At 48.6% G+C, this 12222-nt stretch carries 10 protein-coding genes; 2 read left to right on the top strand and 8 right to left on the bottom strand.

Annotated elements, in window-relative coordinates:
• Both QVO97_RS04380 and QVO97_RS04385 read left to right on the top strand, forming a co-directional pair.
• Positions 1-827: radical SAM protein (locus tag QVO97_RS04380; RefSeq protein WP_369678381.1), on the top strand; the 827-nt coding region annotated here is incomplete at its 5' end.
• Positions 828-1908: 1081 nt separating this feature from the next.
• A complete protein-coding gene (locus QVO97_RS04385; protein ID WP_022359174.1) occupies positions 1909-2853 on the top strand; it encodes a DUF5688 family protein in 945 nt (314 codons plus the stop codon).
• On the opposite strand, the gene QVO97_RS04390 is transcribed toward QVO97_RS04385, so the two are convergent.
• From QVO97_RS04390 to QVO97_RS04425, 8 genes are all read right to left on the bottom strand, one after another.
• Positions 2807-3253 (bottom strand): threonine/serine exporter family protein, encoded by a 447-nt coding sequence (locus tag QVO97_RS04390; RefSeq protein WP_022359175.1) that lies wholly within the window; start codon positions 3251-3253, stop codon positions 2807-2809. The genes QVO97_RS04385 and QVO97_RS04390 overlap by 47 nt on opposite strands.
• Positions 3250-4020, bottom strand: coding sequence for a threonine/serine exporter family protein (locus tag QVO97_RS04395; RefSeq protein ID WP_022359176.1), 771 nt, complete (start codon positions 4018-4020; stop codon positions 3250-3252). Before QVO97_RS04395 ends, QVO97_RS04390 begins: the two co-directional genes overlap by 4 nt.
• A 52-nt stretch (positions 4021-4072) precedes the next feature.
• Entirely contained in the window at positions 4073-6064 is a 1992-nt protein-coding gene (gene uvrB, locus QVO97_RS04400; protein ID WP_022359177.1) for an excinuclease ABC subunit UvrB, read from the bottom strand.
• Between the two features lie 226 nt (positions 6065-6290).
• A complete protein-coding gene (locus tag QVO97_RS04405; protein ID WP_022359178.1) occupies positions 6291-7478 on the bottom strand; it encodes an MFS transporter in 1188 nt (395 codons plus the stop codon).
• 194 nt (positions 7479-7672) lie between these two features.
• Entirely contained in the window at positions 7673-8875 is a 1203-nt protein-coding gene (gene bioA, locus QVO97_RS04410; RefSeq protein ID WP_022359179.1) for an adenosylmethionine--8-amino-7-oxononanoate transaminase, read from the bottom strand.
• A gap of 24 nt (positions 8876-8899) precedes the next feature.
• On the bottom strand, positions 8900-9583 hold the full coding sequence (bioD, locus tag QVO97_RS04415; RefSeq protein WP_022359180.1) for a dethiobiotin synthase: 684 nt from the start codon (positions 9581-9583) through the stop codon (positions 8900-8902).
• 3 nt (positions 9584-9586) lie between these two features.
• Entirely contained in the window at positions 9587-10135 is a 549-nt protein-coding gene (locus tag QVO97_RS04420; RefSeq protein WP_288188913.1) for a biotin transporter BioY, read from the bottom strand.
• A gap of 226 nt (positions 10136-10361) precedes the next feature.
• Positions 10362-12222 (bottom strand): ComEC/Rec2 family competence protein (locus tag QVO97_RS04425; RefSeq protein ID WP_288188909.1); only part of this gene is annotated, 1861 nt, incomplete at its 5' end.

Raw genomic sequence — 12222 nt, forward strand, 5'->3', positions numbered from 1 at the left:
GTATCCGGGCGGCACGCGCGGCGCTTCATCCGTGGGAGGAACCGTGTATCAGCGGTCTGCACGGAAGCGGTACCATCTTTTTTTCCGGCTGCACGCTGCGCTGCTGTTTCTGCCAGAACTACCAGATCAGCAGCGAAGGCTTTGGAAAAGATATTTCCGGAACGCGCCTGGAGGAAATTTTTCTGGAACTGCAGGCACAGGGCGCGCATAATATCAATCTAGTGACACCGACACAGTACCTTCCGTCGCTACTGCCCGTCTTAAAACGGGTCAAACCGCAGCTTTCCATCCCGATCGTCTACAACTGCGGCGGTTATGAGACGCTGGAGGCGGTTGATGCGCTGGCTCCCTATATCGATATCTGGCTGCCGGATTTAAAATATTACTCTTCCGAACTGTCCGCCCGCTATTCCGCCGCCCCGGACTATTTTCCGGTTGCCTCCGCAGCAGTCAAACGGATGATCGAGCACACCGGCCCGCTGGTATTGGAAGATTTCTCCGAAAATGGTCAGACCTGCCAGCTCATGAAGCGCGGCGTGATCCTGCGGCATATGGTTCTTCCGAAACACAAAGACGATTCCATCCGCCTGCTCCACTGGATTCACGACAACCTCCCGGAGGGGCATTTTCTGGTAAGCCTTATGAGCCAGTACACCCCCTTCTACCAGAGCAGCAAATATCCGGAAATCAACCGCCGCATCACAAGCTACGAATACCAGAAAGTCGTCGATGCCGCGATTGAGCTGGGGCTCACGCAGGGCTTTATGCAGGAAAAAAGCAGCGCGAAAGAAGAATACACGCCGCCGTTTGAGTTGCAGGGAATTTGAGATACTTTTCTATGAGGTGAAAAAGAACGTGCATTGACACGTTAGTGCCTTTTTGTGTAATGGGGGATTCCAATGAATTTCCTATTGTACAAAAAGGGTATCGATAAATTGACATTTTATCGATACCCTTTAAACTATCTCGTCCATTGGATGATACCTCTTTCTTTGAACTTTTTCTTTATTCAATTTTGATTCCTTTTTCAACAATTTCTGAATCGTTCAATCTTATTTTTTTCTTTTTTCACTTATCTATCTCTCTTTTAAAAAACGCTTCTTTTTAATGATACTTTCTCGTCATATCACTAAACCGAATCCTGTTTCTAAATATGTATGATAGATGATTGACTGATTTTTATTTGTTGATTTTGGTTTTCCTTTGTTCAATTTTTTTATTAAAAAATTGAACCAGTTTTATGTTTTCGGTGGAATCAGCTCCCTTCTTTTTTTGTTTTATTTCTTGTTTCTTTTGATGATTTTATTCTAATACATATGTCGCATTTTGTCAATACTAATTTTGTATTTTCTTGTTATTTTTCAGTTTTATTTTTGCTACGAATGCCAGCTATTAGTTTTCATCTCGTAATCGTGCCATCTTATCTCTTTATTTACCATCGTTCACACATTATCAACGTCATGCAAACTGTTACTGGGAACGTATGCGTGAACAGCAACAAATCCGCAACCAGAACTTCACTTTTTCCCTGTTATTTTTCTTGCCAATCTTCCCATTTTCCAGTATAATCATGATATTGGTGCATTTTGGCACCTGCTTCTTTATATGCAGGCAATTTTTTCACATCTTACTGGTTCCTGCGATTCTCATGTTCAGTTTTTTCGATGATTTCCATGACCATTTTCATACTTACGCACTCAAAAGGTAAACGCTAAAACTCTGAACTTTTTATTTATTTTTTAATCACTAAGCAATCTTTCTTCACATCTCAAACTTCATGACTGCTTCTTGATTTGATTCCTTAAAACTTATTCACACGGGGAAACTGTTTCTCATCTTGCTGAAATTCATAACCTATATGAGCAAGCGGACATCCCCTATCTGCAATTTTATTTCAGGAGGTACTCTATGGTCTATGAAACTTTTTTGAAAACAATCCAGTCGATGGTGCAGACGCGCCTCAACAAAAAAGCCAATGTCTCCCTGCGGCGTGTTCTGAAAAATAATGGACTGATGCTCGACGGGCTGAGCTTTACGAAACCCGGCTCACGGTTATCACCGACTGTCTATCTGAACGCCTACTATAATGAAGCGGAGGAAGGGATGCCGCTCTCCATTATTACCGATCAAATCCTGATGGTGTATGAGACAAATCCAGGATTTTCGGAGGATATCTGCGAGGAACTGCGTGATTTTGATGCCGTACGCGGCCGGATTGCCTACAAATTGATCCACGCCGCTAAAAATAAGGTGCTTCTCTCCCACGTCCCACATATTCCGTATCTCGATCTGGCGATCGTTTTCTATCTGATCCTCACTGACAATGAGGAGGGGCAGATGACGACCCTGGTACACAGCGACCATCTTGCCCTGTGGGATATTTCTCTGGAAGAGCTCGGCATACTGGCGGAAGAAAATACGCCTCGCATGCTGCCGTACCACATCAGCTCCATCGAATCCACCCTCAATCAGCTCGAAATGGAGGACATCGTTGAAACGGAAGCTCTTCCATCGGTCGCTCTCTACGTTCTGACAAATTCACGCGGCATCAACGGCGCTGCCTGCATGCTCTATCCCCGCGTCTTAAAAGAGTTTGCCGAAAGCCTGGGCGAAGATCTGATTATCCTTCCGTCCAGCATCCATGAAGTGCTTCTCACTCCCAGCAGCGTCTCCCTTCCGCCGGAAGAACTCAATGAAATGGTTCAGGCGATCAATCAGTCGGATGTGCCCGCTGAAGACCGCCTGTCAGATCATATTTATTATTTTAGCAGGATTCAGGGCTGTCTCTACCTGCCGCCCAGTTCCACTACGACGTTTTATTCCGGAGCAGACGGAACAGTGAATCCACAATAAAGATGGCAACCGCCATCGCCCCCGCTATCTGGATCGTCTGGATCAGATAAAAATTGTACCATTTTGTCTGTCCCTGTATCAGAAAATAGACGCTCCGGTAGATCGATGCGCCCGGCACCGTCGGCAGGATTCCTGCCACCAGAAAGATCGTGACGGGCGCTTTCAACACGCGTGCAAATACCTGGCTCAGCAGAGCCGCTGCCAGACTGGAAAAAAATGCCGCTGCCACCTGCGAGGTTCCCACCTGCATTGATACCAGGTACGCCAGCCATCCGGCACCTCCGGTAATGCCCGCATAAACCAGATATTTCCGCGGCATATCGACCAGCAGGGAAAAACCAAAAATCGCCAGAAATGCCCCCACGCTCTGGATCATCAATTCTCTTATCATCTCTGTCATACCGATCCTCCCGCCAGCCGGACTGCCACGATCGCCAGACCGACGCCCGACGCAACCGCCAGCGCCACCACGACTGCCTCCGCCATCCGCGCGACTCCCGAACTGTAATCTCCATTCAGCGTATCGCGGATTGCCGCCGTAAATGTGACTCCAGGCACCAGCGGCATGATTGCGCTGATAATCACTACATCCAGGCTCATTCCCAGAAATGCCCCACGGCGCAGCAGATACGCCGCAACCGCCAGTGCAAACGAGCCAAGTGCATTTTGACAGAAATCATTCAGCATAAGTTTGGACGCCGCCCGCAGGACAAACGCAAGAACGACTCCCACAACAGCCGCCACCAGGCATTCGCCCGGACCGCCTCCAAACATCACCGCAAAAAATCCCGTCGTTGCCGCATAGCCAATGCATTTCTTCCAGAATCCGTATAATGTCGTATTAGCAATCCGATCCAGTCGTTCCTGCGCCTCCCTGACGGACAATTTTCCGCTGCAAAATTCCCTTGAAACATTGTTTACCTGATAGATGCGGTTCAAATTCGTTGCCCGGTTTTCCACCCTTTTTACCAAGGTAAGCGGCGGAAGTGATGCATCCGCAATCGTCGCCACGATCCCCGTCGTCACGACAAACACATCTGCCCGTGCAATCCCTGAATGCTTTAAAATACGGTGAATCGTGTCCTCCACACGGTAGACCTCCGCTCCGCTCGCCAGCATGATCTCTCCCGCCCGGACCGCCATCTCCATCAGCGCGCCATATTCCATACCAACCACCCTCTGATTTATGAATTTTCGTAACTGTTCAGTACCTTCACAGTTACGAATTTTCCAAATCCAGCAACATTTTCTTGACCTCTACCATACGGTCACGCAACACGACCGCTTCCTCGAAATTCAGCTCGGCTGCCGCCTGATTCATCTTCTTCGTCAGTTCCTTTACGAGTTTTTCTAATTCCTGGCGATCCATCGATTCCAGATCCTTCGTTACCTTATTCGTAACCGGTTCGGCTGCCTGCGAGATCGTGATCAGATCCCGGACAGCTTTCTTGATCGTCGTCGGCGTAATGTGATGTTCCTCATTGTACGCCTGCTGAATCGCGCGTCTTCGCTCCGTCTCCTCGATCGCCGCCCGCATCGAATCCGTGATCGAATCTGCATACATGATAACATGCCCCTCGGAATTTCGCGCTGCTCGGCCGATCGTCTGAATCAGGGACGTTTCCGAACGCAGGAATCCCTCTTTATCCGCATCCAGAATCGCCACCAGCGCAATCTCCGGGATATCCAGACCCTCACGAAGCAGGTTGATGCCGACCAGCACATCGAAGACATTCAGACGCATATCCCGGATAATCTGGGCGCGTTCCAACGTGTCAATATCCGAATGCAGATATTTGACGCGGATTCCCGCATCGCGCATATAGTCGGTCAGGTCTTCTGCCATCCGCTTTGTCAGCGTCGTAGCAAGCACCTTAAACCCTCGATCCACCTCCCGGTTGACCTCCGAAATCAGATCGTCGATCTGTCCCTCGACCGGTCTCACCTCAATCGGCGGATCAAGAAGTCCCGTTGGACGGATCACCTGCTCTGCCCGCAGAAGCTCATGATCCGCCTCATACTCGCCCGGTGTTGCTGAAACGCAGAGAATCTGATCCAGTTTGCTCTCAAATTCTTCAAAATTTAACGGTCGGTTATCCAGCGCCGACGGCAGGCGGAAGCCATATTCCACCAGCGTTTTCTTGCGCGACTGGTCGCCCGCGTACATCCCGCGCACCTGCGGCAGCGTGATGTGCGACTCGTCCACAATCACCAGAAATTCATCCGGGAAATAATCCATCAGCGTACACGGCGGTTCTCCCGGTTTCGAACCAATCAGATGGCGCGAATAATTCTCGATACCGGAACAGAAGCCTGTTTCCCGCATCATTTCCACATCAAAATTCGTCCGCTCCGCGATTCTCTGTGCCTCCAGAAGCTTATCCTCACTCTTAAAGTAAGCGACCTGCTCCTTCATTTCCTCTAAAATATTGTTTGCCGCAATCTCCATCCGCTCTTTCGGGATGACATAATGCGATGCCGGGAAAATCGCGATATGTCCCAGCTGCGCCTTGATCTCGCCCGTCAGCGTGTCAATCTCTGTGATCCGGTCTACCTCATCCCCGAAGAACTCAATCCGGTACGCATCGCCGCCCGAATACGCCGGGTATACCTCCAGCACATCGCCGCGCACCCGGAACGAACCTCGCTTGAAATCCATGTCATTCCGGCTGTACTGAATGTCGATCAGCTTGTGAATGACCTCGTCGCGGTCCTTCTCCATACCCGGGCGCAGGGAAATAACCATGTTTTTATAATCGATCGGGCTTCCCAGACCATAGATACAGGAAACCGATGCCACAATAATCACATCCTGCCGCTCCGACAGCGCCGCCGTCGCTGAATGCCGCAGCTTATCGATCTCGTCGTTGATGGAGGAATCCTTCTCGATATATGTGTCCGTGGACGGGACGTAAGCCTCCGGTTGGTAGTAGTCATAGTAGGAGACAAAGTATTCCACCGCATTATTGGGAAAAAATTCCTTCATTTCCGAATAAAGCTGGGCTGCCAGCGTCTTATTATGTGCAATAATTAACGTCGGCTTATTCAGCTTCTGAATCACATTTGCCATCGTAAACGTCTTGCCAGAGCCCGTTACACCCAGTAATGTCTGGAACTGATTTCCTTCCTTGAAGCCCTCCACCAGCTTTTCAATCGCCTGCGGCTGGTCGCCGGTCGGGCTGTATTCTGATACCAACTCAAAATGATCCATTGCTTTCTCCTGATTTGATATAATTCACAAAAATCCCATTAAGTATTTCTATTATACCAAATCTACCCATGAATGTATACATAAAAGCAAAACAAATCAGTACAAACGTTCGATTTCAGAGAACTGTTCACAGGTAGGAATTTTCTGAATTTTCTAAACTGAAAATTCCGTACGATACAGTTCCGGATGCAGATTTTGCCGTCATTCCTATTATTTGTTTACTGTATTATTTCTTTCTTCCCGTGACTACTATCAGAACTATTCCTAATACTCCCATCATCCCCGCATACCCCACAAACGGCACGCTCACGCCCTCACTGAATCTTCCCATCCATTTCAGCACAAACGGCGAACACGCCGCTCCCAGATTGCAGCCAACCAGCACGATTGATGTGGCTGTATTGATAGAAGACTGCGGAATCTGCTCGGAAATCTGATGGAAGGAATAGGTAACCAAAACGGTATAGAAAAATCCAACGATACTGATGCCAATTCCTATCAGCGGCAGACTGCCCGCATATGCGGTCAGAAGCATCCCCGCTCCAAGCAGCAGGCATCCAACCCCCGGTAATTTTTCCTTCCACCACATCGTCAGTTTTCCAAAATAAACACCGGCAGCTATTCCCATCAGCATCATGAGCGTGAGAATGATGCTGGCTTCCGACTCCGTTCCAAGTTTCTTCTCTAAAATCAACATCGGAACACGCAGGGAATTGGAACAGTAGATGCAGATGACAAACCCCGCAAACACTGCATAAGCAATGGTCAGGACTTCTTTTTTCCAACATTCTCTTTTTCCATCTGCCTCCGCTTCCAGACTTTCTTTCTCTGCCCCTGCACTCTGTGAGCCCGCACTCTGTCCCGTCTCCATACTTCCCGGAACCCATACAAGATACAGAAGTACAATCACAAATCCGAGCGCGTACACCCAAAATGCCAGATTCCACCGGATCAACACCAATTTTCCAGCAACCAGCGTCATAACCGCGCTTCCCAGCACCTCCGCCGATCCGCGGTATCCGAGCAGCGCCGCTTTTTCCCTGCCTTCATAATATTCACTGAAAATGCTGATTGCTTTCGCATTAATGAGTCCAATCCCGATCCCCAGGAAAATCCTGGATGCGAGCACCACCGGATATTCCTGTACAAACACCGGTACCATGCCGCTGACCGATAAAAGAAGCAGACCGCCCACAATCATTGGACGGTCTTTCATATAACGCGACAGCCATGCATTCAGCACGATCATGACAGTGATCGCAAACGACGGTGCAGAGATCAATATCTCCACCTGTGCGGTTGTATATTCACTGAAATGCTGCAGCAGCGATGGCAGCACGATCGAAACAGAATACGCCGATGTCAGTATCAATGACAGCGATAGCAGCGCTATTTTCTTCATTTGTTCTTTCATATTGGTTTCTCCCCGAATGTAAGTTTTATACTAGAATTTTGATTGCTTCTGTCCTATCCATTCACAATCGCAGGCAGCACAATCCATGTATCGTTTCTTAAAACAATACTCCATATCTTCTATCATAAATGAAATTCATTCAGAAAGAAATACTTAAATTATTTTTTATTCTAAGATAGATGTTCCTTCGTTACCTATCCCCGCGCAAACCAGTCTTTCATGCACTGAAGCACCTGCACCAGCTCTTCTTCCTTGATAATATACGGAACCATCGCGTACAGATAATTTAAGAACGGACGGCTGAACACGCCGCGTTTGTACGCATATTCCTGATACCCTTTCAGGACTGCCGGATCATATACCTCGACACAGACACATCCGCCCATCATGCGGACCTCCCTGATTCTCGGATCGGTAAATCCTTCCATCTCCCGACGGGTGATAGCTTCGATCTTCTGAATCTTTTCCATATAGTTCTGCGTCTCAAACAGCTCAATCGAGGCAAGCGCCGCGCTGCACGCGAGGGCATTTCCCATAAAGGTCGGTCCGTGCATCAGCGCATGTTCCGGGTTATCATCGAAAAATCCATCAAATACCTTTTTATTTGCCACAGTCGCCGCGTGACCAATGTAACCGCCGGTCAATGCCTTTCCGAGGACCAGAATATCCGGAAGCACCCGATCTGCCACAAAGCGGTTTCCGGTTCTGCCAAATCCGGTTGCCACCTCATCAAAAACCAGCAGCACGCCGTACTTATCACAGAGTTCCCTTGCCTTCTCCAAAAATGAAATGTCGTACATCCGCATTCCGCCAGCACCCTGTAAAAGCGGTTCCACCAGCACGCAGTTCAACTTGTCATGATACTGTTCAAATGCTTTCTCCAGCGCCGGGATCTCAGTCGGAATGTGAACCACATACGGGCTTGCACCATACGCTTTCAGCACAAAATGGTAGTCCTCATCATCGCCTGCCTCCATCGTCTTAAAGGTATCGCCGTGGTACGCGTGTTCCAACGCCAGAATCATTGTTCGCTTCTCATCGCCGCGGTTCATATAATACTGCAGCGCCATTTTCAGCGCTACCTCAACCGCCACGCTGCCGGAATCCGAAAAAAAGCAATAGTCCAGATCGCCCGGCAGCCAGGATGCCAGTTTTTCTGAAAGCCTGCGCGCCGGCTCATGCGTCAGTCCGCCCAGCATCACATGAGAAAATTTTTCTACCTGTGAAATAATTGCCTGATTGATTACCGGATGTTTATATCCATGAATCACACTCCACCAGGACGAAACCGAATCAATCAGCTTCTGATCCTTCGTGTAAAGATATACCCCATTCGCATCCACGATCTCATAAGGTGCTTTCATTGTTTTTAACTGTTCATATGGATACCAGATCATTTTTCTTCTCCTTTATCTTCTGTCTTACGCATACAGCCCTTTCAGCGTCTCCGCATCCATGGAAAGCTCCGTATCCCCATCCGCCACACAGGCAACAACCGGAATGCCAGTGTAATATTCACACATTTTCCGGTTATCCTCATGAAGCAGATTCCCCGTCTCATAATGGTTGAAAATAATTCCTTTCAGGGCAATTCCCTGTTGTTTCAGATAATAGGCAGTAAGCCCCACGCCATTGATCGTCCCAAGCCCCGCATCTGCAATCAGCAGGCAGCCAAGCCCGCACGCTTTTACTACTTCTGGAAGACGGATATCCGCCTCGTCTATGCAGAGTGGACAGAGAATTCCGCCGCTTCCTTCCATCGTCACATACTCATATTTTTCACAGACTTTGTGAAAATCTTCCAGCACCCGTTCCATCTGGACCGGGTTGCCCTCCAGACGGGATGCCAGATGCGGCGATACCGCCGTCTCGTACACATACGGACACATTTCCTCAAGCGGCTGCCCGATTCCCGACATTGTTTTTACCTGCAAGGCATCTCCTGGAATCAGGCTTCCATCCGCACGCCGCTCATTGCCGCTCATTGCCGCTTTATAATACGCCGCATCCGCGCCGCTCTCCCGCAGTTTTTTCACAATCAATCCTGTCACATACGTTTTTCCAATATCCGTTCCCGTACCTGTTATAAAAATCCCCTTGCTCATCTTTTATCCAAGTTTCCCTCCCTGAATCAGCGGAATCATCCGTTTTCCTATGATGGCAGCCACAATGCAGAGCACGATATCGCCCGGAACTGCCAGAACAAAGCAATATAAAAACAGCGCTCCTACGCCGATCGGCGAATTCAGATAGAAATTGCTGATCACGTAGTAATAAATCATTCCAAATGCATAGACAATAAAAAGTCCCAGAAAATTAGCTCCCAGCAGGCGCCGGTAACTCGGATGCGTCTTGGCATTGGCAATCTTACCATTCACATACGCCGCAACCGCAAATCCGATGATATATCCAAAACTCGGCTGGAAAATATATCCTGGTCCGCCGCCCTGAGTGAAAATCGGAAGTCCAATTAAACCTAATACGATATAAACCACAACCGCCAGCGCCCCGTTGACCGGGCCTAAAAGCAGACCTGCCAGCATCGTAAATAAAAACTGCAATGTAAACGGAACCACCGGAACCGGTATCTTGATAAATGCTCCCACTGCAATCAATGCGACAAACATCGCGCACAAAACTAAATCCTTTGTCTTCATGTGTTTCAAACCTTTTTCCTCCTTGGGTATCTGAATGATTTCAGGCATCTGAAGCCATTCTATTCTCGCACATGTACATAAATTTCTCTCCGCAACCCCTGTTCCAACTATCTAAAACAGCAGCGGCCGTCCCAGATCCCGGGTAGTCGAAACAGATGCAGAACTGATTGCAAGCATAACATAGCCTTTTTCAATTGTCAACCTATTATTTTTATATGGTTAACAATTAGTTTTTTATCTGTTTTTTATCTCTTTTCTTTCCATAATCTTGTTTCTTATATCCCTTGATATACATACGTTTCCCGTCCGTCCACACATTCACTGCCCCTGAATCCGCCGTTCTCCAAATCTCCGTTCCCGTCTGTTCCAGACGTTCCACCGCCTCCGGTGCCGGATGCCCGTAAGTATTTCCCTCTCCATAAGAGAGCACCGTGAAAGCTGGGGAAAAGCACTCCAAAAACTCCTCTGAGGAGGAACCGTTCGAACCATGGTGTGCGGCTTTTAACAGTGTCACTTTTTCCCTCTTTTTGTCCTCTTCCACCGCCAGAATCTTCCTTTCGTCCTCCACTCCAATATCTCCTGTCAGAAGCATACGAAACTTTCCATACGTGACATCAAACACCAGTGAATGACTATTTCGCTCCTCGACTGGCTTTTCCCCCGCCTCCGGGTACAGGCACCGAAGCGCCAGGCTTTTCGCCCGCACCGTTTCTCCCCGATGCAGATAATAGACTTCCGCACCCCGTTTTCTGGCAAGAGTTTCCAGTTTTTTATATGCCTCCTGCCCTTTTCCTGCCGCCGGAAGTGCCAGATTCCGCACCCGGATATCTGCCTCCTCCTTCAAAAGCCACTCGATCCCGTTCGTGTGATCCGCATCCGCATGGCTGACCAGAATCCAGTCCAGCGTGCGGATTCCCTGACTTTTCAAAAATGGTCCCAGCACATTTTTCCCGATTTTTTTATCCTGGCTGCTGCCACAGTCCGAAAGAATTGCCTCATCCCGCGTCCGCAGAAAGACGCCGTCGCCCTGTCCTACATCGAGAAACCAGCTCTGAAAGCCATGAACAGGCTGAACCACTAAAAAGACTACCGCCACAGCAATAAATACACTATTTTTTCCCGGTGCATTCCATTCTTTTGGAAACAGAACAATCCCTTTTCTCTCCAAATTATCTCTTGCTTCTCCCACACTCCACACATATCGAATCCCCAGCGCCACATAAAACACCCCTATTTTCCACATTTCCGGGCGTCCTGCCACGATGGAATGAAACGGCACGCGTTCCACCTGGATGCAAAGCCATTCATACAACTGAAAAATATAATGCCCCGGACCCGTACATGCACTTGCCGCTATTCTGAATATTTCTGGTATTTCTGATATTCCTGATGCTGCACCTCCAAAAGCCGAAAGCACTCCCGCAATGCTGCCTCTGCCCATTCCCCCCATTTTTCCTCCCACAAACGCTATACTGTAAATTCCAAGCGCCAGCAGACCGCTTCCGGCTGCATACGTGAGAAGCGGAATCACGATCAGGTTCAAAAAAATTCCCAACATCGGAAATGTAAAATAGTGATACAGCTGAATCGGCATCGTATAAAGCTGAATTGCCAAGCTGAGCATGAGTGTTTCATATCCTTTCTTTTTTTCTTTCTCTTGTTCCTCCTCTTCCCGCTCTTTTCTCTTTTTTTCCACTTTCCGCAGCTCCTCCGTCTCCAGCCCAATCGCGGCAACCGCGCCATAGGAAAGCTGCAATCCCGCCGAAAAGAGCAGATACGGCGACTGCCACGCCTGTAAAATCAAAGACAGCGACAGCGCACTCAGCAGATCGTAACTCCGCCCCAGATATGCCGCCAGACAGGACACCTCTACCATAAATACCGCCCGGAATACCGATGCTCCAAATCCGGTTACTAAACCATAAAAGGTAAGAAGCGCTGAAGCCCCCAGTCCCGCCCATCCATACGATATCCCCCAAAAACGCAGTACGCTGTAAACGCTCATGCCAATCAAAGAGACATGAAGCCCGCTGACTGCCAGAATATGTGCAATCCCATTATCCTGAAACCGTTCGCGCAGCTCTTCC

Origin of the sequence: Clostridium sp. CAG:43 (assembly GCF_000434655.1) — a bacterium.
In the GTDB taxonomy this organism is placed as follows: domain Bacteria; phylum Bacillota; class Clostridia; order Lachnospirales; family Lachnospiraceae; genus Otoolea; species Otoolea fessa.